Here is a 24,476-nt window from a genome sequence, read left to right as displayed (position 1 = left end):
AGTATAATTCCTCAAGTTAACTTGAGGTAAAGCGATTTATGGAAAAAAAATCTCCCCGTTTAAAAGCCTTACTGACGCCGGGGGAAGTTGCGAAACGTAGCGGTGTTGCTGTGTCCGCCCTGCACTTCTATGAAAGCAAAGGGCTAATTACCAGTATCCGTAATAGCGGTAACCAACGGCGATACAAGCGTGACGTGTTGCGTTATGTCGCGATTATCAAGATCGCCCAGCGTATCGGCATCCCGCTGGCAACTATCGGCGACGCGTTTGGTATCTTGCCGGAAGGGCATACGTTAAGCGCGAAAGAGTGGAAGCAGCTCTCCTCGCAGTGGCGCGAAGAGTTAGACCGACGTATTCATACGCTGGTGGCGTTGCGCGATGAGCTGGACGGTTGTATCGGCTGCGGCTGTTTATCGCGTAGCGACTGTCCGCTGCGAAATCCAGGCGACAGGCTTGGCGAACACGGGACGGGTGCCCGGCTGCTTGAAGATGATTAATATGCACTCGGCCATCGGGCTGAGTTCACCTAAAACTAAAGCGCCGCTAAGGGCGCTTTAGTTTGTTTCCGGTCTTTGTCTTTCGCTCTATCCCGCTGATTACAGGAGGGTTTCCCCCGACGTCAACACCCCTCATATCGAGCACGTGGTGGAGGTTCCGGTTTGTGTTGATACTGTAAGTGTAAGCGACGACGCCCTGTTCGCCAGCGAAATGCTGATTTTTTAGCCGAAATTTTTACGGCAACTGCCATAATTTTCTATAGTTAGTTGGCATACCTTACAGGAGACAGCCATGCTGACGGTGCACCATTTAAATCAGTCTCGTTCGCAGCGCATCCTCTGGGCGCTGGAAGAGCTGGCGTTGCCTTACCAGATTGTGCGTTACCAGCGTGAAAAGACCATGCTGGCGCCGCCGGCATTGAAAAAAGTGCATCCGCTGGGCAAGTCTCCGGTTATTGAAGATCACGGTATGGTTATTGCGGAATCGGGCGCCATCCTGGAATATTTGCAGGACACTTACGACAGTATCGGACGCTTTAAACCTGCGGATGCGCAGGGGAAACAACACTATCGATTCTGGCTACATTACGCTGAAGGTTCGCTCATGCCCTTACTATTGATGAGACTGCTCTTTACCTCTCTGGGTAAACCGCCGGTACCATTGGGCCTGCGAACGTTGGGCGGCGTTATCGGTAAGGGCGCGCAAAAAGCGTACCTCAATCCGCAACTGGAAACCCATGCGCGCTTTATTGACGGGCATCTGGCAAATCACCCCTGGTTTGCCGGAGAGCAGTTAAGTATGGCGGATATCCAGATGAGCTTCCCGCTATTTGCGCTGCTTGCCCGAGGCGGGATCGCTCATCTCGACCATATCAACGCATGGAAAGCGCGGGTAGAAATGCGTCCAGCCTGGCAACGAGCGATTCAGCAGGGCGGTCCGTTTACCATTCCTGGCGGATAATGGCGTTTTTGTGAGCAGATTGCGCAACGTATTTGCTAACAGCGATGCGAAAAATTGTTGCTGGATTGCGCAGGGACGATAACGTTTGCGCATCGTCTGGCGATTTATTGAGCATACTAAGCAGAAAAGCATAAAAAGCGGCAAAGTTCAGTTGAAAAAGCGTTGATGATCGCTGGATAATCGTTTGCTTTTTTTTGCCACCCGTTTTGTATACGTGGAGCTAAACGTTTGCTTTTTTGCGGCGCCCCGGTTGTCGTAAATGTAGCACAAGGAGATAACGTTGCGCTGTTAGTGGATTACCTCCCGCGTATACCGACGAATAATAAATTCTCAGGGGATGTTTTCTATGTCTACGCCTTCAGCGCGTACCGGCGGTTCACTCGACGCCTGGTTTAAAATTTCACAACGCGGGAGCACCGTTCGCCAGGAAGTCGTTGCTGGCTTAACCACGTTTCTTGCGATGGTTTACTCCGTCATCGTGGTGCCAGGGATGCTGGGTAAAGCCGGGTTCCCGCCTGCCGCCGTCTTTGTAGCGACCTGCCTGGTCGCAGGCGTCGGCTCTATCGTTATGGGGCTTTGGGCGAATCTGCCGCTGGCTATCGGTTGCGCTATCTCGTTGACAGCGTTTACCGCGTTTAGCCTGGTCCTGGGGCAGCATATTAGCGTCCCGGTCGCGCTTGGCGCCGTATTCCTGATGGGCGTACTGTTTACCGTTATCTCCGCCACCGGCATTCGTAGCTGGATTTTGCGTAACTTGCCACAGGGCGTGGCCCACGGAACCGGTATCGGTATTGGCCTGTTTTTGTTGCTGATTGCCGCCAACGGCGTCGGCCTGGTCATTAAAAACCCGCTGGATGGCCTGCCGGTCGCGCTGGGCGATTTCGACACCTTCCCGGTGATTATGTCGCTTGTGGGGCTGGCTGTTATTCTCGGTCTGGAAAAGCTGAAAGTCCCCGGCGGCATTCTGTTGACCATTATTGGCATTTCTATTGTGGGTTTGCTCTTCGATCCTAACGTCCATTTTTCCGGCATTTTCGCCATGCCTTCGTTGAGCGATGAAAACGGCAACTCGCTGATCGGCAGCCTGGATATTATGGGCGCGTTAAACCCTGTCGTTCTGCCAAGCGTACTGGCGCTGGTGATGACGGCGGTGTTTGATGCGACCGGAACGATCCGTGCGGTCGCAGGGCAGGCTAATCTGCTGGACAAAGATGGACAAATTATCGATGGCGGTAAAGCGCTAACCACCGACTCCCTGAGTAGCGTTTTCTCCGGCCTGGTCGGGGCAGCGCCAGCCGCGGTGTATATCGAGTCTGCGGCCGGTACGGCGGCGGGCGGTAAAACGGGCCTGACGGCGATTACCGTGGGCGTGCTGTTTTTGCTGATCCTGTTTCTTTCGCCGCTCTCTTATCTCGTTCCCGTCTACGCAACCGCCCCGGCGCTCATGTATGTCGGTCTGCTGATGCTGAGTAACGTGGCGAAAATCGATTTTGCTGATTTCGTCGATGCGATGGCGGGGCTGGTAACGGCCGTATTTATTGTACTGACCTGTAACATTGTCACCGGGATTATGATCGGCTTTGCCACGCTGGTCGTCGGGCGTCTGGTTTCCGGCGAATGGCGTAAGCTGAATATCGGAACTGTCGTCATTGCGGTCGCGCTGGTCGCTTTTTATGCCGGCGGCTGGGCTATCTAGTTCTGCCTTCATTCTGAAAAACGGGCGGCGTTGGTCGCCCGTTTTCATTTTCAGGACACATCACGTTACCTTTTGCGTTAATCTGAAGAAGGTGAAACCGAGGCATGATGCCTTTCTCCATCATAAAAAACATCGCAAACAGGGAACGCATGGAAATTTTCTTCACAATACTCATCATGACCCTTGTGGTCTCGCTGTCGGGGGTATTTACGCGTGTATTACCCTTCCAGCTTCCTTTACCCCTTATGCAGATCGCCGTTGGCGCGCTGTTGGCGTGGCCGACGTTTGGTTTGCATGTGGAATTCGACCCGGAACTCTTCCTGGTGCTGTTTATTCCGCCGCTGCTGTTTGCGGATGGCTGGAAGACGCCGACCCGTGAATTTCTTGAGCATGGACGAGAGATTTTCGGGCTGGCGCTGGCGTTGGTCCTGGTAACGGTCGTGGGAATCGGCTTCCTGATTTATTGGCTGGTGCCCGGCATTCCGCTGATCCCCGCCTTTGCGCTGGCCGCCGTGCTGTCGCCGACCGATGCGGTAGCGCTCTCCGGAATTGTGGGCGAGGGGCGTATCCCGAAAAAAATCATGGGCATTCTGCAGGGAGAGGCGTTAATGAACGACGCCTCCGGTCTGGTATCGCTGAAATTCGCCGTCGCGGTGGCGATGGGGACGATGGTCTTTACCGTCGGCGGCGCGACGCTGGAATTTTTTAAGGTCGCTATCGGCGGTATTCTGGCGGGTTTTGTGGTCAGTTGGCTGTATGGCCGCTCGCTGCGTTTTTTGAGCCGCTGGGGCGGCGATGAACCCGCGACGCAAATTGTCCTGCTGTTTCTGCTGCCCTTCGCGTCTTACCTGATTGCCGAGCATATTGGCGTCTCAGGCATCCTGGCCGCGGTTGCCGCCGGGATGACCATCACCCGTTCTGGCGTAATGCGCCGCGCGCCGCTGGCAATGCGTTTGCGCGCGAACAGTACCTGGGCGATGCTGGAATTTGTCTTTAACGGTATGGTCTTTCTGCTGTTGGGACTGCAATTGCCGGGTATTCTGGAATCTTCGCTGGCGGCGGCGGAAGCTGACCCGAATGTCGAAACCTGGATGCTCTTTACCGATATCGTGCTGATTTATGCGGCATTGATGCTGGTTCGCTTCGGCTGGCTGTGGGCCATGAAAAAGTTCAGCCTGCGTTTTTTGAAGAAGAAACCGATGGAGTTCGCCAGCTGGACGTCGCGTGAAATTCTGATTGCTTCCTTCGCTGGCGTTCGTGGGGCGATCACCCTGGCTGGTGTGCTCTCTATACCGTTACTTTTGCCGGATGGCAGCGGATTTCCGGCGCGTTATGAACTGGTATTCCTGGCGGCTGGCGTCATTCTGTTCTCGTTATTTGTCGGCGTGATCATGCTGCCGCTGCTGTTGCAACATCTGGAAGTCGCCGATCATGCGCAACAGTTGAAAGAGGAGCGTATCGCCCGTGCGGCGACGGCGGAAGTGGCGATTGTCGCCATTCAGAAAATGGAAGAGCGTTTGGCGGCGGATACCGAAGAAAACATCGATAATCAGTTGCTTACTGAAGTAAGCTCGCGTGTCATCGGTAACTTGCGTCGCCGTGCCGATGGGCGAAACGATGTCGAAAGCTCCATACAGGAAGAAAACCTGGAGCGACGTTTCCGTCTTGCCGCGCTGCGTTCCGAACGCGCCGAGTTGTATCATCTGCGCGCCACACGAGAAATCAGCAATGAAACATTGCAAAAGCTGCTGCACGACCTGGATTTGATGGAGGCGTTACTGATAGAAAATCAGTAGTCCTTGTGGCCCGGTGGCGCCATGCTTACCGGGCCTACAAGTAGGCCGGATAAGGTGCTTGCGCCGCCATCCGGCAAGGGTTTTAACCCATGGCTTACGGTTGTTTCAGCCAAAACCCTTCGCAACAGGTTAACCATGCCCGGGCGCTGTGCGACAGATACACGCCCTCTCGCCAAATCATGCCCAACTGCCAGCGGAGATCGCTTTCCAGCGGTAGCCAGCGCAGCGTGGCCTTATCCAGACGCTGACAAATCGGCTCCGGCAAAATGGCGATACCGACGCCCGCTTGCACCATGGCGGCGAGAAAATCCCATTGCCCGCTGCGCACGGCAATCCGTGGTTTTACGTCATGCTGGCTAAATAAGGTCATCAACTGGCGGCTCAGGGCAAAGTCTTCGTTGTAGATAAGAAGAGGATGCTCCGCCAGTGCTTCAGGCGCGATGGAGTCGCAGGTTGTCCACTGACCGGAACGGGGAACCAGCACGCACAGCGGATGACTGAACAGCGATAACGTCGTCAGCCCGCTCGCTTCTTCCACCGGGAGCGCGGTCATCGCAACATCCAGCTCGCCATTCATTACCGCCTGCTGTACCGTCAGGCCGCCAAACTCCGAAATTTTGAGTTCAACGCCAGGGTAGCGTTGTCGAAACAAACTGATTGGCCCGGCCATCAACATGCCGACCATCGGGGGAATACCCAGCCGCAGCACGCCCTTATTGAGATGGTTAATATCGCTCAACTCGGCCTCTAACTGGCGAAACTCAGCGAGGATCGCCAGACCGCGTTCAAACACCACGCGTCCGGTATCGGTCAGCAATAACTTACGTCCGTCGCGGATCAGTAGCGTACAGTTAAGCTCATCTTCAAGATTTTTCAGCATCTTGCTAATGGTGGGCTGGGTGACAAATAACTTCTCCGCTGCGCGGGTGAAACTTTGCTGGCGCACCACCTCGACAAAATAACGCAGCGTTCTGATATCCATGATTATTCCTTCCGACTATGCCTGCAATGATTTTAATTCATTTCTGCCCGTGACGGAGGTTCTCTATACTGGCGCTCCGTATTATTTTTCAGGACATTCCCTCATGGCTGTGGCGATAAGCCGCGTTACGCCTGCCGTTGTGCAACGACTCCAGGTACCGGTTCAGGTACTGCTCTATGCAGGTTTATTCATTTTTTCCCAATATCTTGTCTCCTGGCTGCACCTGCCGTTGCCCGCGAATCTGGTCGGCATGGTACTTATGTTGGCGCTGATCGTTTGCCGGATTATTCCGCTTAGCTGGGTACGCGCAGGCGCACGCTGGCTGCTGGCGGAGATGCTGTTATTCTTTGTTCCCGCCGTCGTGGCGGTAGTGAACTATGCCCATCTGTTACTGGTGGACGGCTGGCGCATCTTCTCGGTGATAGCGATCAGTACCTTAATGGTACTCGGCGCGACGGCGTGGGTGGTGGATAAAGTGTATCGCTATGAGATGAGCAGGCTAAACCGTGAATAACGTTCAGTTAAGCGTACTGTGCCTGGTGATTACGCTGGGGATTTACTTCGCCAATAAGCGTCTGTATCGCCGTTTTCGCAAACTGCCGTTGATGCCATTAGTGTTGACGCCAGCACTGCTGGTGTTAATGCTGGTGTTCGGTCATATCTCCTGGCAAAACTATATTGGTGAATCGCACTGGCTATTGTGGCTGCTCGGCCCGGCGACCATTGCCTTTGCGGTGCCGGTGTACGATAACCTCGCGATTATCAAACGTCACTGGATGTCGCTCACCGCGGGCGTAGTGACGGCGACGGTGGTGGCGGTCACTAGTTCCGTTTGGCTGGCGCGTCTGTTCACGTTATCGGATGAGATTCAGCGTAGTCTGGCGGTACGTTCCGTTACTACGCCGTTTGCGCTGGCGGCGGCAGAACCCCTGGGCGGGCAGCCGGATCTGGTGGCGCTGTTCGTGGTCGTCACTGGCGTGTTTGGCATGGCGGTCGGCGACGCGCTATTTTTGCGTCTCTCTATCCGGGAAGGCATGGCAAAAGGGGCAGGATTCGGCGCGGCGTCACATGGGGCGGGCACGGCGCGTTCCTATGAACTGGGTCAGCAGGAGGGCGTCGTCGCCAGTCTGGTAATGATGCTGTCCGGCGTGGTGATGGTGCTGGCAGCCCCGCTGGTGGCGAGGGTAATGTTCTGATTTTCCTCCGACCCACGGGGCCGGAGGAAACGGTAAGATTAATGCGCACGCCCTTGTTGTACGCCGAATCCCGTTTGGGAGCGGATAAACTGAGCGCGGAACTGCTCACGTTCACGGTTGCCTTCTGCCGAGTTATCGGTGGCCGAGAAAAACCAGATCCCCAGGAACGCCACGCTGATAGAGAACAGCGCCGGATACTCATACGGGAAGATCGCTTTTTCGTGGCCGAGGATCTGCACCCAAATGGTAGGGCCAAGAATCATCAGCACCACCGCTGTCAGTAAACCTAACCAGCCGCCCAGCATAGCGCCGCGCGTGGTCAGTTTTGACCAGTACATGGAAAGCAGAATGATGGGGAAGTTGCAGCTCGCGGCGATAGCAAACGCCAGGCCCACCATAAAGGCGATGTTCTGATTTTCAAACAGGACGCCGAGGATAATGGCGATCACGCCCAGCACCAGGACGGTGATTTTCGACACCTTCAGCTCTTCACGTTCGGTTGCGCCTTTGCGGAACACGTTGGCGTACAAGTCATGCGACACCGCCGATGCGCCCGCCAGCGTCAGACCGGCGACCACTGCCAGAATGGTGGCAAACGCCACTGCCGAAATAAAGCCGAGGAACAGGTTGCCGCCTACCGCGTTGGCCAGATGCACCGCCGCCATGTTATTGCCGCCAATCAGCGCGCCCGCGGCATCTTTATAGGCGGGATTCGCCCCCACCAGCATGATAGCGCCGAAGCCGATAATAAAGGTCAGAATGTAGAAATAGCCCATAAAACCGGTGGCATAGAACACGCTCTTGCGCGCTTCGCGGGCATCGCTGACCGTAAAGAAACGCATCAGAATATGCGGCAAGCCGGCGGTGCCGAACATCAGTCCCAGACCCAACGACAACGCCGAAATCGGATCTTGCACCAACCCTCCTGGGCTCATAATCGCCGTGCCTTTCGGGTGTACCGCCATGGCTTCGGTAAACAGATTATTGAAGCTAAAGCCGACGTGTTTCATCACCATAAAGGCCATAAAACTGGCGCCAAACAGCAACAGGACGGCTTTGATAATTTGCACCCACGTTGTCGCCAGCATCCCGCCGAACAGCACGTACATCATCATCAGCACGCCGACCAGCACCACGGCGATGTGATAGTTGAGGCCGAACAGCAGTTCAATCAGTTTACCGGCGCCGACCATTTGGGCGATGAGATAAAGCGCTACCACTACCAGGGAGCCACAGGCCGAAAGAATACGGATTGGCCCCTGTTTCAGGCGATAAGAGGCAACGTCAGCAAAAGTATAACGTCCCAGATTACGCAGGCGCTCGGCAATCAAAAACAGGATGATTGGCCAGCCGACAAGGAAGCCCAGCGAATAGATCAGCCCGTCATAACCGGAGGTAAACACCAGCGCGGAAATGCCGAGAAATGACGCGGCAGACATATAGTCGCCGGCAATCGCCAGGCCGTTCTGGAACCCGGTGATATTGCCGCCTGCGGTGTAGTAGTCGCTACGGGAACGTACGCGTTTAGAGGCCCAGTAGGTAATACCGAGCGTAAACACGACGAAAATCAAAAACATGATAATCGCCTGCCAGTTGGTGGGCTGGCGTTCAACCGCGCCGCTAATGGCATCCGCCGCATGAGCGGCGAAGGGGAGTGCGGCGGCAAGCGCCGTCAGAACTCTCTTCATAATGCTTTCACCTCATGCAGTACGGCGTTATTAAGACGATCGAATTCGCCATTCGCCCGCCAGATATAAATTCCGGTCAACACAAAAGAAATCACAATCACCCCGACGCCAATGGGAATTCCTCGGGTGACGCTGGTTCCCGCATGTAGAGGCGTGCCCAGCCAGCCAGGCGCGAAGGCGATCAGTAAAATAAAGCTGATATAAACCGCCAGCATGATAACCGACAGAATCGTGGCAAACCGTTGCCGTTTTTCGACTAATTCCCTGAAACGCGCACTGTCTTCTATCCGCTGATAAATTTGGTCATTCATCACAGAGCTCTCCAGAGGTCCCCCTGCGTCTTTCGCGCTACAGGCGCGTTGGCCGCACTCGCGCGCCCCAGCCACATAGTGAACTATGCTGCTGAGGATGTGCTCGCTTGCCGCCTTCCTGTAACACGAAATCCTTTGGGGGAGGTTTTTTTATATTTCCCTCTCCCGGTTTGAGAGAGGGCAGGGGTAGGGTCGTAGGCCGGATAAAACGCATTCGCGTTGCCATCCGGCATTTATGGTTACGACGGCATCGCGATGGCCTGCTTCTCTTCGAGCAGTTTCTCCACCACGCCAGGATCGGCGAGAGTCGAGGTATCGCCCAGATTGCTGGTATCGCCCGCCGCGATTTTGCGCAAAATGCGGCGCATAATTTTGCCGGAACGGGTTTTTGGCAGTGAGTCGGTCCAGTGCAGCACGTCCGGCGTCGCCAGCGGGCCAATCTCTTTACGTACCCAGTTGCGCACCTCCGCGTACAGTTCTGGCGACGGCTCCTCGCCGTGGTTGAGCGTGACATAAGCGTAAATCGCCTGGCCTTTGATAGCGTGTGGAATACCCACCACCGCCGCTTCGGCGATCTTCGGATGCGCCACCAGCGCCGATTCGATTTCCGCCGTACCCAGACGGTGGCCGGAGACGTTTAACACGTCATCCACGCGACCGGTGATCCAGTAATAGCCGTCTTCATCGCGACGCGCGCCGTCGCCGCTGAAATACATATTCTTAAAGGTAGAGAAATAGGTCTGCTCAAAACGTTCATGATCGCCGAACAGAGTGCGCGCCTGGCCCGGCCAGGAATCGGTGATGACCAGATTGCCTTCCGTCGCGCCTTCTTGCGGATGACCTTCGTTATCCACCAGCGCAGGCTGTACGCCAAAGAAAGGACGGGTGGCGGAACCGGCTTTCAGTTCGATAGCGCCCGGTAGCGGCGTGATCATAAAACCGCCTGTTTCAGTCTGCCACCAGGTGTCGACGACCGGACATTTTTCCTTGCCGATCTTCTTCCAGTACCATTCCCACGCTTCGGGATTGATCGGCTCGCCGACGGAACCCAGAATGCGTAGTGAAGAGCGGTCGGTGCCTTCAATGGCTTTATCGCCTTCCGCCATCAGCGCGCGGATGGCCGTTGGGGCGGTATAGAGAATGTTGACCTGGTGTTTGTCGACCACCTGGCACATGCGAGCGGGCGTTGGCCAATTCGGCACGCCTTCAAACATTAAGGTGGTCGCGCCGCAGGCCAGCGGGCCATACAACAGATAGCTGTGCCCCGTCACCCAACCCACATCGGCGGTACACCAGTAAATATCGCCAGGGTGATAATCAAAGACATACTTAAAGGTGGTCGCGGCGTAGACCAGATAGCCGCCGGTGGTGTGCAGCACGCCTTTCGGCTTGCCGGTGGAGCCGGAGGTATAAAGGATAAACAGCGGATCTTCGGCATTCATCGCTTCAGGCTGGTGCTCAGGGCTGGCTTTTTCAATCAAATCGCGCCACCACAGGTCGCGGTCTTCTTGCCAGTCAATGTCGCTGCCGGTGCGCTTCAGGACGATCACATGCTCAACGCTAGTGACATTCGGGTTTTTCAGCGCGTCATCGACATTCTTTTTCAGCGGGATACTGCGTCCGGCACGTACACCTTCGTCAGCGGTGATCACCAGCCGCGAGCTGGAGTCGATAATGCGTCCGGCGACGGCTTCCGGCGAGAACCCCCCGAAGATCACCGAATGCACCGCACCGATGCGGGCGCAGGCCAACATTGCCACCGCCGCTTCCGGCACCATCGGCATATAAATCGCTACCACATCGCCTTTTTTAATGCCCAGATCCAGCAGTGTATTCGCGAAACGGCAGACATCGCGATGCAGTTCGCGATAAGAGATATGTTTACTCTGCGACGCGTCATCGCCTTCCCAGATAATGGCGGTGCGATCGCCATTTTCCTGCAAATGGCGGTCAAGACAGTTCGCCGCCAGATTTAGCGTGCCATCCTCGTACCATTTAATCGACACATTGCCTGGCGCAAAGGAGGTGTTTTTCACTTTTTGGTACGGCGTGATCCAATCGAGAATTTTTCCCTGTTCGCCCCAAAACGTATCGGGGTCGTTAATAGACTGTTTATATTTAGTCTCATACTGCTCTGGATTTATCAGGCAACGATCCGCAATGTTGGCGGGAATGGCGTGTTTATGTGTTTGGCTCATGCTGTTGTTCTCCTTGTAGGATGTTAATAATATGTCGCATAAACGTTAAATGTAGGGTCTTAATAAGTTTTGTTTAGTATTTGGGCGACAGATCACGCAAAAAGGGAACTGTGCAAATAAGCAGCAATCTATTTTTTGATTGTGTCCCGCAAAATTAGATAAATTTTCGGGATAACATGACGTTATATGAAATTTTTTAAAAAAGTGATCCGTGTCCGGAAATCAGAAAAGAGAGGGAGTTTTGTCCAGGTTGCTAACTCTAAAGTGGTATTTTACATACACTTACAATTGATTAAAGACAACATTTTAAGTGTGGTTATTTGTTACACATAGAGGAGATCAATGTAATAACAGTATTTGTGCGGTTGCTGTTATGGAAAACGATAAAAAATCGCCATTAAAGATAATGGCGCAATCTGGATGAGACCTCTATGGCAAGGAAAACACTACGCGCACGCCGTTTCTTCAGCCTTATATTTCCTTTTTTCTTCATTACCTCTGTTTACGCTGAGCAAACGCCTGTATCCGCAAAAACCGTTACTGTTGAAGCGAAAAATGAAACGTTCGCGCCTCAACACCCCGACCAATATCAGTCATGGAAAGCGACGTCAGAACAGTCTGCCCGTGAAGATGCGCTGGCGGAAGACCCTCGTCTGGTGATCCTGTGGGCGGGCTATCCCTTCTCCCGTGACTACAACAAACCACGCGGCCACGCGTATGCGGTAACTGACGTGCGCGAAACACTGCGTACCGGCGCGCCAAAAACGGCGGAAGACGGCCCGCTGCCGATGGCCTGCTGGAGTTGTAAAAGCCCCGATGTCGCGCGCCTTATCCAACAAGAAGGCGAAGACGGCTACTTCCATGGCAAATGGGCGCGAGGCGGCCCGGAAATTGTCAACGATTTGGGCTGTGCCGACTGTCATAACACCGCGTCGGACGATTTCGCCCAGGGGAAGCCAGCGTTAACGTTGTCGCGCCCCTATGCTGAACGGGCGATGGAGGCTATCGGCAAACCGTTTGATAAAGCGGGACGATTTGATCAGCAATCGATGGTCTGCGGCCAGTGCCACGTGGAGTACTACTTTGACGGTAAAAACAAAGCCGTTAAGTTCCCGTGGGATGAGGGCATGAAAGTCGAGAACATGGAGCAATACTACGACACTATCGCCTTCTCTGACTGGACTAACTCTCTGTCCAAAACCCCGATGCTCAAAGCGCAGCACCCGGAATATGAAACCTGGAGCGCGGGCATTCATGGTAAGAACAACGTGACCTGTATTGACTGCCACATGCCGAAAGTACAGAACGCCGAAGGCAAGCTCTACACCGACCATAAAATCGGCAACCCGTTCGACAATTTCGCGCAAACCTGCGCCAACTGCCACACCCAGGACAAAGCGTCCCTGCAAAAAGTGGTCGCCGAGCGTAAACAGGCGATTCATGACCTGAAAATCAAGGTTGAAGATCAGCTGGTACATGCGCACTTCGAAGCGAAAGCCGCATGGGATGCGGGGGCGACAGACGCGGAAATGAAACCGATTCTGAACGATATTCGCCGCGCGCAGTGGCGTTGGGATCTGGCGATTGCGTCACACGGTATTCATATGCATGCCCCGGAAGAAGGTCTACGGATGTTAGGCAGTGCGATGGATAAAGCCGCGGATGCCCGTACTAAACTGGCGCGACTGCTGGCGACCAAAGGCATTACCCATGAAATTCCGCTGCCGGATATTTCGACGAAAGAGAAGGCGCAGAAAGCGATTGGTTTGAATATGCAACAAATCAACGCGGAGAAGCAGGACTTCCTGAAAACGGTCGTACCGCAGTGGGAAGATCAGGCGCGTAAAAACGGTCTGTTAAGCCAATAACCTCACATGTGACAAATTTGCCGGATAAAGCGCTTGCGCTGTCATCCGGCATTATGTAATGGAGTGAATATGAGCGTATTACGTTCGTTATTAACTGCTGGGGTGCTGGCGTCAGGCCTGTTCTGGAGCCTGAGTGGAATCACTGCCACGCCAACGCAGCAGGAGTCGGATCAACGCTGGACGGTCACCCAGCAGCGTAATCCGGATGCTGCCTGTCTGGACTGTCACAAGCCGGACACCGAAGGTATGCACGGTAAACATACGGGCGCTATCAACCCGAACAATAAATTGCCGATAACCTGTACCAACTGCCACGGTCAACCGTCGCTTCACCACCGTGAAGGGGTGAAAGATGTGATGCGTTTTAACGACCCGATGTATACGGTAGAGCAGCAGAACAGCGTCTGTATGTCCTGCCACTTGCCTGAACAACTGCAAAAAGCGTTCTGGCCGCACGATGTTCATGTTACTAAAGTGACCTGCGCCAGTTGCCATTCCCTGCATCCGCAGCAAGACACGATGCAGACGCTAAGCGAGAAAGGACGGATCAAAATATGCGTGGATTGCCACAGCGATCAGCGTACTAACCCGTACTTTAACCCGGCGTCCGTTCCGTTGCTTAAGGAGCAGCCATGAGTTGCACCCGACGTCAATTTATTACCCGCGTCGGTGCGCTGGCGGCGGTCAGTGGGATGGCAGGACGCGTTGTAGCGAACACGTTGAATATTAATGGCGTGCGTTATGGCATGGTACACGATGAGTCATTATGCATCGGCTGCACGGCCTGCATGGATGCCTGTCGGGAAGTCAACAACGTGCCGGAAGGCGTATCGCGCCTGACGATTATTCGCAGCGAGCCGCAGGGGACGTTTCCGGAGGTGAAATATCGCTTTTTCCGCCACTCGTGCCAGCACTGCGACCATGCCCCCTGCGTTGACGTCTGCCCGACGGGGGCATCATTCCGCGATGCCGCCAGCGGTATTGTCGATGTGAATCCGGACCTTTGCGTCGGCTGCCAGTACTGCATTGCCGCGTGTCCCTACCGCGTGCGCTTTATCCATCCGGTCAGTAAGACGGCGGATAAATGCGATTTCTGCCGGAAAACCAACCTGAAAGCGGGCAAACAGCCCGCCTGCGTTGAGTCATGTCCGACGAAGGCGCTGACGTTTGGTAATCTGGACGATCCCAACAGCGATATCTCCCGTTTGTTGCGGCAAAAAACTACCTATCGTTACAAGCTGGCGCTGGGCACAAAACCGAAGGTCTACCGCGTTCCCTTTAACTATGGGGAGGTGAGCCAATGACACCCGCTTCTGCATTTCATTTTGCATCACTGGTGTGGGACTGGCCCATCGCCATCTATCTGTTCCTGATTGGCATCTCCGCCGGACTGGTTACGTTGGCGATTCTGCTGCGTCGCTTCCATCCGGAGGCGGGCGGTTCGGACAGCACGCTGCTGCGCACTACGCTGGTGTTAGGGCCGGGGGCGATTATTCTTGGTCTGCTGATTCTGGTCTTCCACCTGACGCGCCCGTGGACCTTCTGGAAACTGATGTTCCACTACAGCTTTACCTCGGTGATGTCGATGGGGGTGATGCTGTTCCAGTTGTACATGGTGGTGTTAGTACTGTGGCTGGCAAAAATCTTTGGAAAAGAGGTGATTGCCCTGCAACAGCGTTGGCTGCCGCGTTTAGGGATCGTGCAGAAAGTGTTGGCGCTAATAACGCCGTTTCATCGCGTGCTGGAGACGTTAATGCTGGTACTGGCGGTTCTGCTCGGGGCGTACACCGGGTTTCTGCTGTCGGCGCTGAAATCCTATCCGTTCCTGAATAACCCGATCCTGCCGGCGCTGTTTCTGTTCTCCGGCATCTCCTCCGGCGCGGCGGTGGCGCTGATCGTTATGGCGTTACGCCATCGTAGCAACCCGCACAGCACCGAGGCGCGTTTTGTACATCGCATGGAAACCCCAGTGGTATGGCTGGAGATCTTCCTGCTGGCGGCCTTTTTTATCGGGCTGGCGCTGGGCGATGATGGCAAAATGCGCGCGCTGGCGGCGGCGCTGGGCGGCGGATTCTGGAGCTGGTGGTTCTGGCTTGGCGTCGTAGGGCTGGGATTGATTATCCCGCTGCTGCTGAAACCCTGGGCTAACCGTAGCGTCACGTTTCACGGCGTGCTGGCCGTTTGCGGCGCCAGTTTGACCGGCGTGCTGCTGCTGCGCTTTTTCATTCTTTATGCGGGACAGCTAACGGTTGCATAATCTGGACATCTTCCTTCCTGAAGCCGGATTTCTGGCGCTGTTGTTGAGTCTCGGGGTCAACGTGTTGACCCCGCTGGCGACGTGGTGCGGGATGGGTCAGCATTGGCGTGGCGTCATGCGCCTGACGACCTGCGGCGCGTGGATGGCGTTCACGCTGCTGCTACTGGCGTTTGCGATTCTGGTTAGCTGTTTTCTGACCAGCGATTTTTCGGTCGTTTATGTTGCGCAGCATAGCCATAGTCAATTGTCATGGGGACTGAAACTGGCGGCGGTATGGGGCGGTCATGAAGGCTCGCTCCTGCTGTGGGCGCTGCTTCTTTCGGGGTGGACGGCGCTATTCGCCTGGCGCTCCCGGCATGAATCTGACGCGCTTTTTCCGCTGACCCTGAGCATCTTGTCCCTCATTATGGCCTCGCTGCTGCTATTTATTGTGCTGTGGTCCGATCCGTTCCTGCGTATTTTCCCTCCCGCCATGGAAGGGCGCGACCTTAATCCCATGCTGCAACATCTGGGGCTGATCTTACATCCGCCTTTGCTCTATCTGGGTTATGGTGGCCTGATGATCGCGGCGAGCGTAGCGCTGGCTTCGCTACTGTGCGGCGGCTTTAACGCGGCAACCGCCTGGGTGTGCTGGCGCTGGGCGTTACCCGGCTGGTGCGCTCTGACGCTGGGGATCATTCTCGGATCGTGGTGGGCGTATTGCGAACTGGGCTGGGGCGGCTGGTGGTTCTGGGACCCGGTGGAAAATGCCTCGTTGTTGCCGTGGCTTGCCGCCAGCGCCTTGCTGCACAGTCTGTATGTCAGCCGCCAGCGCGGGAGCTTCCGTCACTGGTCGTTGCTGCTGGCGATACTGACGCTGATCCTCTCGTTGCTGGGAACGCTGATTGTGCGTTCCGGCATTCTTGTTTCGGTACATGCTTTTGCGTTAGATAACGTGCGCGCGGTGCCGCTGTTTACCCTTTTTGCCGCGTTAAGTCTGGCATCGCTTGCTCTGTACGGCTGGCGGGCGCGGGAGCCGTATCCGGCGACGCGTTTGGACGGCGGAAAGTGCGAAACGCTCATTCTGGCGACGTTGCTGCTCTTTAGCGCCGTCTTGTTGATCGTGCTGGTCGGGACGCTCTACCCCATGATTTATGGTTTGATGGGCTGGGGAAGGCTTTCGGTGGGCGCGCCCTATTTTAATCGCGTCACGCTGCCGTTTGGTCTGCTGATGCTGGTGGTTATCGTACTGGCGACAATCAGAAGCCGCAAAGTCTCTGTGCATCGTCAGCTTCCGGCATTGCTGGCGCATACGGGCGTATTTATCTTCGCCGCCGGGATCATGGTTTCCAGCGGTAGTCGGCATGAAATCAGCCTTAACCTCAGCCCCAGTCAGCAGGTAGTACTGGCGGGCTATACCTTTCGTTTCGAGCGTCTGGATCTGGAGGCCAAAGGCAACTACACCAGTGAAAAAGCGCGGATCACGTTGTGGCGGAATGAAAAACGCATTGGCAGCCTGCAGCCTGAAAGGCGCTTCTATGCCGCGCGTCGTCAACAGATGATGGAGCCGGGGATTCACTGGAACCTGCTACATGACTGGTACGCGGTGATGGGCGAAAAAACCGGAGCGGATCGTTACGCCATGCGCTTATACGTGCAGACCGGCGTGCGCTGGATCTGGGGTGGGGGATTGTTGATGGTGTGTGGCGCGCTGCTGAGCGGATGGCGGGGGAGGAAGCGTGATGCGTAAATTACTCACAGCGTTGCCGGATGGCGGCGTAAACGCTTTATCCGGCCTACAGGATGCGCAAACCGTAGGCCGGATAAGCGTAGCGCCATCCGGCAGAAAGTTTTTACTCTTAACGATCGTCCTGTTTTTAATCACCTTCGCCACCCACGCCCAGGTGGTGGATACCTGGCGCTTTGACAATCCACAACAGCAGGAAAAAGCGCTGTCTATTGCCAGTCAACTGCGCTGTCCGCAGTGTCAGAACCAGAATTTGCTGGAATCCAATGCGCCCGTGGCGGTCAGTATGCGCCATCAGGTTTACAGCATGGTGGCCGAAGGTAAAAGCGAAGCGGAAATCACCGCCTGGATGACCGACCGTTATGGTGATTTCGTGCGCTACAACCCGCCGTTGAATGAGCAAACGCTGCTGTTGTGGACGCTGCCGTACCTGCTGTTATTGCTGGTGGGTGTGGTGGCCTGGCGGGTGAGAAAGCGTCAGCACGCAGAAAAGGGGGAACAATGAGCCAGTCTGAACACTCCACTGCGCCGTTACGTCCCATGCCCGTAAAGCGTCTGGCGGCTGCGGCGGTGTTGATGGTGGCTGCCTGTGTCGGCGGCTATCTGTTGACGCCGAAATGGCAGGCTGTGCGTAGCGAGCAACAGCGTCTGGCCGATCCGCTACGTGACTTTACGAACCCGCAAACGCCAGAGGCGCAGCTTTCCAGGCTGCAAGAAAAAATCCGCGCCAATCCGCAGGATAGCGAGCAATGGGCGCGGCTGGGCGAGTATTATCTCTATCGCAATGCGTATGACAATGCGCTGCTGGCATATCGTCAGGCGTTGCGTCTGCGAGGCGATAACGCGCAGCTTTTCGCCGCGCTGGCAACGGTGCTGTATTACCAGGCCGGGCAACATATGACGCCTGCGACGCGTGAAATGATTAGTAAAGCGTTAGCGCTGGATGCGACAGAAGTGACCGCGCAGATGCTGCTGGCGGCGGATGCGTTTATGCAGGCGGATTATGCGCAAGCCGTGTCGCTGTGGCAAACCTTACTGGACGCTAACTCGCCGCGAGTGAACCGCGCGCAGCTGGTAGAGGCCATTAATTTGGCTAAATTGTTACAAAATCGGCAGAAATAATTTTTTCTTTTTTGTGACTTTTGTCATGTGTGCTGTTTAAAAAAACGGCGAATGAGACACAAGTAAAAATTAATTACCTCAGTGTATTATTCGTTTTTGACGAAGTAAAAAACTTTCCATAACAAATAGTTATTCATCATTAACGCCATAAACTCGCGTTATTATGCATAAAAACAGCCAAAAGCCCTGTTATGAAAGGGTTGCGCAAGACGCTATGCAAATGATACTGATTATGCGCGTTAAAAAACTCTACAAACCAACGCAACACAAATCATACCCTTTCAGTATGTATTGCTCTCATGCTTTCGGCGGAGAGCAACGCTTCATCGAGGAAGTCTGTTGTTATGAAAAATTTGAAAGTCAGCCTGGCCTGGCAAATTTTGCTGGCTATGGTGCTGGGCATTCTGTTGGGCAGCTATCTGCATTATCACAGTGACAGTCGTGAATGGCTGATTGCCAACCTGCTGTCGCCTGCTGGCGATATCTTTATCCACCTGATTAAAATGATCGTTGTGCCGATCGTGATCTCGACTCTGATTGTCGGCATCGCCGGCGTTGGCGATGCGAAACAGCTAGGCCGTATCGGCGCCAAAACCATTCTCTATTTTGAACTGATCACCACGGTGGCGATTATCCTCGGCATTACGCTGGCGAATGTCTTTCAGCCAGGCTCAGGCATTGATATGTCGCAACTGGCGACCGTCGATATTTCGAAATACCAGAACACCACGGCGGAAGTACAAAGTCATGCGCATGGGCTGATGGGGACAATACTGTCGCTGGTGCCGACCAATATCATCGCATCGATGGCCAAAGGGGATATGCTGCCAATTATCTTTTTCTCGGTCCTGTTTGGGCTGGGGTTGTCGTCCCTGCCGGCAACGCACCGCGAACCGCTGGTGACGGTATTTCGTTCCATCTCTGAAACCATGTTTAAAGTCACCCATATGGTGATGCGCTATGCGCCAGTAGGCGTTTTTGCGCTGATCGCCGTCACGGTAGCGAATTTTGGTTTCGCGTCGCTGTGGCCGCTGGCGAAACTGGTGCTGCTGGTACACTTTGCCATTATCTTCTTTGCGCTGGTGGTGCTGGGCATCGTGGCGCGCCTGTGCGGGTTAAGTATCTGGATTCTGATTCGCATTCTGAAAGATGAATTGATTCTGGCGTACTCGACCGCCAGCTCCGAGAGCGTGCTGCCGCGCATTATCGAGAAGATGGAAGCTTACGGCGCGCCAGCCTCTATCACCAGTTTCGTGGTGCCGACCGGTTACTCATTTAACCTCGACGGCTCCACGTTATACCAGAGCATCGCCGCCATTTTTATCGCGCAGCTATACGGTATCGACCTGTCGCTGTGGCAGGAAATTGTACTGGTGCTGACGCTGATGGTGACGTCGAAAGGGATTGCCGGCGTGCCAGGCGTTTCCTTCGTGGTGTTACTGGCGACGCTGGGCAGCGTGGGCATTCCGCTGGAAGGGCTGGCGTTTATCGCCGGTGTCGACCGTATCCTCGACATGGCGCGTACTGCGCTAAATGTGGTGGGGAATGCGCTGGCGGTGCTGGTGATTGCCAAGTGGGAACACAAGTTTGACCGTAAAAAAGCGCTGGCCTATGAGCGCGACGTACTGGGGAAATTTGATAAGACCGCCCAATAACGGATTGCCGGATGGCGCTTTGCTTATCCGGCCTACAGAGAAAGAAAATGTAGGCCGGATAAGGCGTTCACGCCGTCATCCGACACCCTGCTCCGGGTTGCCTGATGGCGCTACGCTTATCAGGCCTACAACGACTACGTTCATCAGGCAATAAACATCAGCCATTTGTTAGCGTTTCGAACTCTTCGCAACCGGTATCAAACCCTTCCAGACAGCTTAGATTCAACCAGTGCAACGCCTTCTGCTTGTTCTTTTCAATAAAGCCCGGTTCACCGTTTAAAAACATCATTCCCGCCCAGTATTCTGAATAGCCGGTACGGGAAATGGCGGAACTGCGTTTGAAATACCAGGCGGCTTTTTCATCATCGGCGGCAATGCCCACGCCGTTGGCGTAAATCAGGCCAAGCAACATTTGCGCATCCACCGCGGAGTCGTTATCCAGATCTTCAGAGGCCTTTTGCAGCAGCGAGATGGCTTTTGGGTAGTCCGGACGCCCGGCCTGGGTGTTGACCAGGATCTGCGCCAGCGTAATTTCGCCCGCTTTACTGCCCGCGTTAGCCGCCTTTTCAGCCAGCTTTTTCGCGTCGGGATAATCCAGGCTTACCGGATTAGTGATTTTGATTTGCGCCAGTAGCGCGCAGGCGTCGGCGTCGCCATTGTCGGCGGCTTTTTGCGCCCAGTATTCAGCTTTGTTCAAATCGCCATAGCTCAACCAACTGTCGGCCAGAAAATATTGCGCGCGTCTGTCACCTGCCTCTGCTGCCTGCAAATACTGGCTACCCGGCTCAGGATCTGCGGCATGGGCAAAGAATGTCATAAACAACATCAATGCAAGAAGTGGTTTCATTTTGAATTTTATTTAGGGTACGGAAAATACAGTATAAAGAGATCGTATGGATAAAAAAACAGCCTCCGGGCGGAGGCTGTTATAGGGAAAATGCCTGATGGCGATGCTAATGCATCTAATCAGGCCTACAGTAGACGCAGGCCGAATAAAGCATTCTGATGCCGCCATCCGGCAGATCAACCCATTGCGCTTTCGCGCAGGCGGGTTTTCAGTTTGTTGTACTCATCAATCACATACTGCTCGGCGGCTCGCTGATCGGCGATCGGCTCAACGCGTACGGCGCAGTATTTGTACTCCGGCGTTTTGGTAATCGGGCTGAGGTTTTCAGTCACCAGCTCGTTACAGGCGCCAATCCACCACTGGTAGGTCATGTAAATCGCCCCTTTGTTCGGGCGATCGCTGACCTGCGCGCGGGTGATGATTTTGCCTTTGCGCGAATGAACCCACACCAGCGCTTCATCTTCAATGCCCAGACGCGCGGCGTCGGCGGTATTGATTTGCGCATAGCCCGGTTCATCGGCCAGCGCGGCCAGCGCCGCACAGTTACCGGTCATTGAGCGGCAGGAGTAGTGGCCGACTTCGCGCACCGTCGACAGTACCATCGGGTACTCTTCGGTGAGTTTATCAATAGGCGCTACCCAGTCGCAGGTGAAGAACTGCGCCAGACCGTTGGGGGTATCGAACTTCTCTTTAAAGAGGTACGAGGTTCCCTGATCGGCATCCGACGTGTCGCGACACGGCCACTGGATATAGCCCAGCTCGCCCATTTTCTCGTAAGTGGCACCGTAGAAATCCGGGCACAGATGACGCAACTCATCCCAGATTTCCTGGGTATTGTTGTAGTGCATCGGATAGCCCATCCGGGTGGCGATTTCACTGATAATCTGCCAGTCGGTTTTCAGGTCCCACTTCGGCTCAACAGCTTTAAAGAAGCGCTGGAAGCCACGGTCAGCCGCAGAGAAGACGCCTTCATGCTCGCCCCACGAGGTGGAGGGTAAAATCACATCCGCCGCCGACGCGGTTTTGGTCATGAAGATATCCTGCACGATGACCAGTTCCAGATCCTCAAACGCTTTACGTACTGCAGAGAGTTCCGCATCGGTTTGCAGCGGATCTTCACCCATAATGTACGCCGCGCGCACTTCGCCATGCGCCGCACGGTGCGGCAGCTCGCTGATGCGATAGCCGGTATGCGCAGGCAGACTTTCTACGCCCCAGGCTTTAGCAAACTTCTCGCGGTTTTCCGGGAACTTAACGTACTGGTAGCCCGGATAAGTATCCGGCAGCGCGCCCATATCGCACGCACCCTGAACGTTGTTTTGGCCGCGAACCGGGTTAACGCCCGCGCTTGGCTTGCCGAGGTTGCCGGTCAGCATCGCGAGGCTGGTCAGTGAACGCACGGTTTCCACACCCTGATAGAACTGGGTGACGCCCATCCCCCACAAGATCGCTGCGCTTTTCGCGCTGGCATACATCCGCGCCGCCTGACGAATCTCCTGTGCGCTCACGCCAGTGATCTCTTCGACGGACTCCGGCGTATAGCCTTCGACAATCTTGCTGTACTCTTCAAAACCTTCGGTACGGCTGGCGACAAACGCTTTGTCGTACAGGTTTTCTTCAATAATGACATGCCCCATGGCGTTGAGCAGCGCGATATTCGAGCCGTTTTTCAACGCGATATGCATGTCGGCAATGCGCGCGGTTTCAATTTTGCGCGGATCGCAGACGATAATTTTCGCCCCGTTGCGTTTAGCGTTAATCACATGATTCGCCACGATAGGGTGGGAATCCGCCGGGTTATACCCGAAGACGAACACTAAATCAGTGTTATCAATTTCGTTAATCGCATTACTCATTGCGCCGTTACCGACCGATTGGTGCAGACCTGCAACCGATGGGCCGTGTCAGACGCGAGCGCAGCAGTCAACGTTATTGGTACCAATAACGGCGCGTGCGAATTTTTGCATTACATAGTTGGTTTCATTTCCGGTACCGCGAGAGGAGCCGGTTGTCTGGATTGCATCCGGACCGTACTTCGCTTTGATGGCGCTCAAACGTTCAGCGACGTAATTGAGCGCTTCATCCCAGGAAACAGATTCCAGTTTGCCGCCACGCTGGCGACGGATCATTGGGGTTTTCAGGCGCGGGGTCAGGATCTGGGTATCATTAATAAAATCCCAGCCGTAGTAGCCCTTCAGACACAGGGTACCCTGGTTGGTTTTCCCCTGCGCCGCCTCAGCCCGGACGATTTTGCCGTTATCGACCACCAGATTGATTTTGCAACCTGATGCGCAATACGGGCAAACCGTGACGACTTTTTTCATCGGTTTCGCTCCAGTTAATCAAATCGCGCATACGCGCTGTCGCCCTCAGTATGCATGTTTTATGCCACTTTTTTAGTATGGGCTTTCCCTGATATTACGGGCGAATTTTGTTCAAAACCCTGACGAAAAACAGGCTATCGTCAGTTTTGACGTGTCGAAAGAAAATGCCGCATGACATTTATTATGGGGAGAAACGCTGAGCGCAGGCCAGATAGGGCGGAGCCGCCATCCGGCAATCTGCTCTGCCTGAAGTGGGGGTTTTTAATAAATTGTCCGGATGGATAGACTCAAGGCCAGGGAACGCGTTGAGACTAACGCCAGGATAGAACAGGCCGCGGCAGGCAGTTCCATACCGCGGCCCGGCTTCAGAGGAGGCTGAAAAGGATTATCGCGGCAAAAATAGCGGCAATAACGAGATATTTCAGCGCGTAATAGAGAGTGCGGTTTTTCTTTTTCAGCCGTTGCCCGGCATCGCGTGCTGCGTGAACGTATTTAAAGATGCGATTAATCGCACCGGTGCGATCGTTCTCGTCGTTTGGCGAACTGGCGGCGGACATCAACGATGCGCCGACCCAGTGGTTTACGCTCTGCGCCCAGCGCCATTTCATTGGGCGCTCAATATCGCAAAAGAGGATAATACGTGTCTGCTCAGTTTTATTTTCCGCCCAATGAACGTAGGTTTCGTCGAAGATGACGGCTTCGCCGTCGCGCCAGCTATGGCGCTGTCGATCAACTTCAATAAAACAGCGGTCGTCATTCGGTGTGCTTAATCCAAGGTGGTAACGTACTGAACCGGCATAGGGGTCGCGATGTTTTCCCAGATAGGCCCCGGGAGGCAACTCGGCGAACATCGCCGCTTTGATAGAGGGGATGCTGTTGACCAGCTTTGTCGTTATCGGGCATAACGTTTCCGCCGACGGGTGGGCATCGGAATACCATTTAAGGTAAAACCGTTTCCAGCCGCGCTTGAAAAAGGTGTTGAATCCGGCGTCGTTATTGGCCTGCGCGGCTTTTATGTGATGCTGAAGCCGTAGCGCCTCTTCACGAATCACCTGCCAGTTTTCCGTCAGCTTCTGCAGCTCTGGAAATGCCGTGGTATCAAAGTACGGCTGCTTTGCCGGTAACGTTGAGAAGCGAGTCATGAACATATTGATCGGCGCCATAAACGTCGAGTGGTCAAAGAGCTGACGGGAAAGCTTTTGTTTTTCCACCCCGCGTGAATGCGCATAAATGACGCTGATAATAAAAATACCGATAATGATTGCTGCGAACATAACGTCACTGTCCTTCTAAGAAAACCTCATCCCGGGATTTTCAGGCAACCCTCCCGGTGATGCCAAAGAGAAAAGTGT

General features: G+C 54.6%; 19 protein-coding genes and 1 pseudogene. 13 read left to right on the top strand and 7 right to left on the bottom strand.

Features of this window, described 5'->3' with window-relative positions; all coding sequences use genetic code 11:
* Nucleotides 1–38 precede the first annotated feature (38 nt).
* The 4 genes from soxR to J4645_RS16160 all read left to right on the top strand — a co-directional run bounded on the left by soxR (nt 39) and on the right by J4645_RS16160 (nt 4,950).
* On the top strand, nt 39–497 hold the full coding sequence (soxR, locus tag J4645_RS16175) for a redox-sensitive transcriptional activator SoxR (protein WP_000412686.1): 459 nt from the start codon (nt 39–41) through the stop codon (nt 495–497).
* Between the two features lie 292 nt (nt 498–789).
* Nucleotides 790–1,458: a glutathione S-transferase gene (locus J4645_RS16170; protein WP_000958575.1), complete on the top strand. Its 669-nt coding sequence runs from the start codon at nt 790–792 to the stop codon at nt 1,456–1,458.
* Between the two features lie 346 nt (nt 1,459–1,804).
* Complete coding sequence (ghxP, locus tag J4645_RS16165; RefSeq protein WP_000106907.1) at nt 1,805–3,154, top strand: guanine/hypoxanthine transporter GhxP; 1,350 nt, start codon at nt 1,805–1,807, stop codon at nt 3,152–3,154.
* A gap of 149 nt (nt 3,155–3,303) precedes the next feature.
* Nucleotides 3,304–4,950, top strand: coding sequence for a Na+/H+ antiporter (locus J4645_RS16160; protein ID WP_001549778.1), 1,647 nt, complete (start codon nt 3,304–3,306; stop codon nt 4,948–4,950).
* Between the two features lie 94 nt (nt 4,951–5,044).
* Here the strand turns inward: J4645_RS16160 and J4645_RS16155 are convergent, their stop codons facing one another.
* Nucleotides 5,045–5,932, bottom strand: coding sequence for a LysR family transcriptional regulator (locus J4645_RS16155; protein ID WP_000354962.1), 888 nt, complete (start codon nt 5,930–5,932; stop codon nt 5,045–5,047).
* Between the two features lie 103 nt (nt 5,933–6,035).
* Between J4645_RS16155 and J4645_RS16150 the strand changes: the two genes are divergently transcribed.
* A complete protein-coding gene (locus J4645_RS16150) occupies nt 6,036–6,446 on the top strand; it encodes a CidA/LrgA family protein (RefSeq protein ID WP_000257347.1) in 411 nt (136 codons plus the stop codon).
* Nucleotides 6,439–7,128, top strand: coding sequence for an LrgB family protein (locus J4645_RS16145; RefSeq protein ID WP_001067096.1), 690 nt, complete (start codon nt 6,439–6,441; stop codon nt 7,126–7,128). The genes J4645_RS16150 and J4645_RS16145 overlap by 8 nt, the downstream gene beginning before the upstream one ends.
* 38 nt (nt 7,129–7,166) lie before the next feature.
* Here J4645_RS16145 and actP read toward each other — a convergent pair whose 3' ends face one another.
* The 3 genes from actP to acs all read right to left on the bottom strand — a co-directional run bounded on the left by actP (nt 7,167) and on the right by acs (nt 11,325).
* Nucleotides 7,167–8,816 carry a cation/acetate symporter ActP gene (actP, locus tag J4645_RS16140; protein WP_000832536.1) on the bottom strand — a complete coding sequence of 550 codons (1,650 nt, stop codon included), beginning with the start codon at nt 8,814–8,816 and terminating at the stop codon, nt 7,167–7,169.
* Nucleotides 8,813–9,127 (bottom strand): DUF485 domain-containing protein, encoded by a 315-nt coding sequence (locus J4645_RS16135; protein WP_000999620.1) that lies wholly within the window; start codon nt 9,125–9,127, stop codon nt 8,813–8,815. Before J4645_RS16135 ends, actP begins: the two co-directional genes overlap by 4 nt.
* Before the next feature lie 239 nt (nt 9,128–9,366).
* Nucleotides 9,367–11,325 carry an acetate--CoA ligase gene (acs, locus tag J4645_RS16130; RefSeq protein ID WP_000083874.1) on the bottom strand — a complete coding sequence of 653 codons (1,959 nt, stop codon included), beginning with the start codon at nt 11,323–11,325 and terminating at the stop codon, nt 9,367–9,369.
* A gap of 431 nt (nt 11,326–11,756) precedes the next feature.
* Between acs and nrfA the strand changes: the two genes are divergently transcribed.
* The 7 genes and pseudogenes from nrfA to gltP all read left to right on the top strand — a co-directional run bounded on the left by nrfA (nt 11,757) and on the right by gltP (nt 19,953).
* Nucleotides 11,757–13,193 carry an ammonia-forming nitrite reductase cytochrome c552 subunit gene (gene nrfA / locus J4645_RS16125; RefSeq protein WP_023215125.1) on the top strand — a complete coding sequence of 479 codons (1,437 nt, stop codon included), beginning with the start codon at nt 11,757–11,759 and terminating at the stop codon, nt 13,191–13,193.
* Between the two features lie 69 nt (nt 13,194–13,262).
* Nucleotides 13,263–13,829 (top strand): cytochrome c nitrite reductase pentaheme subunit, encoded by a 567-nt coding sequence (gene nrfB / locus J4645_RS16120; RefSeq protein ID WP_023215126.1) that lies wholly within the window; start codon nt 13,263–13,265, stop codon nt 13,827–13,829.
* Entirely contained in the window at nt 13,826–14,497 is a 672-nt protein-coding gene (gene nrfC, locus J4645_RS16115) for a cytochrome c nitrite reductase Fe-S protein (RefSeq protein ID WP_001278026.1), read from the top strand. Before nrfB ends, nrfC begins: the two co-directional genes overlap by 4 nt.
* Nucleotides 14,494–15,450, top strand: a complete 957-nt coding sequence (nrfD, locus tag J4645_RS16110) for a cytochrome c nitrite reductase subunit NrfD (RefSeq protein ID WP_000186606.1) — start codon at nt 14,494–14,496, stop codon at nt 15,448–15,450. The genes nrfC and nrfD overlap by 4 nt, the downstream gene beginning before the upstream one ends.
* Nucleotides 15,443–17,681, top strand: a pseudogene (gene nrfF / locus J4645_RS16105) (heme lyase NrfEFG subunit NrfF). The gene nrfD and the pseudogene nrfF overlap by 8 nt, the downstream one beginning before the upstream one ends.
* Entirely contained in the window at nt 17,678–18,298 is a 621-nt protein-coding gene (gene nrfG / locus J4645_RS16095) for a heme lyase NrfEFG subunit NrfG (RefSeq protein ID WP_001609647.1), read from the top strand. Before nrfF ends, nrfG begins: the two are co-directional and overlap by 4 nt.
* Nucleotides 18,299–18,642: 344 nt before the next feature.
* Nucleotides 18,643–19,953, top strand: coding sequence for a glutamate/aspartate:proton symporter GltP (gltP, locus tag J4645_RS16090; protein ID WP_000793278.1), 1,311 nt, complete (start codon nt 18,643–18,645; stop codon nt 19,951–19,953).
* A 157-nt stretch (nt 19,954–20,110) separates the two neighbouring features.
* Here gltP and yjcO read toward each other — a convergent pair whose 3' ends face one another.
* The 3 genes from yjcO to lpxO all read right to left on the bottom strand — a co-directional run bounded on the left by yjcO (nt 20,111) and on the right by lpxO (nt 24,398).
* A complete protein-coding gene (gene yjcO / locus J4645_RS16085) occupies nt 20,111–20,800 on the bottom strand; it encodes a Sel1 family TPR-like repeat protein YjcO (RefSeq protein WP_023215128.1) in 690 nt (229 codons plus the stop codon).
* Nucleotides 20,801–20,976: 176 nt separating this feature from the next.
* Entirely contained in the window at nt 20,977–23,124 is a 2,148-nt protein-coding gene (locus J4645_RS16080) for a formate dehydrogenase H subunit alpha, selenocysteine-containing (RefSeq protein WP_011233236.1), read from the bottom strand.
* A gap of 365 nt (nt 23,125–23,489) precedes the next feature.
* Nucleotides 23,490–24,398: a lipid A hydroxylase LpxO gene (gene lpxO / locus J4645_RS16075; RefSeq protein WP_000457029.1), complete on the bottom strand. Its 909-nt coding sequence runs from the start codon at nt 24,396–24,398 to the stop codon at nt 23,490–23,492.
* Between the last annotated feature and the right edge of the window lie 78 nt (nt 24,399–24,476).

The sequence above is a fragment of the Salmonella sp. 32082101201600294FB01SM01 genome, from assembly GCF_017572865.1.
Taxonomy (GTDB): domain Bacteria; phylum Pseudomonadota; class Gammaproteobacteria; order Enterobacterales; family Enterobacteriaceae; genus Salmonella; species Salmonella enterica.
The sequence above is the reverse complement of the archived record's forward strand: the minus strand, read 5'-3'. Positions and strand labels throughout refer to the sequence as shown.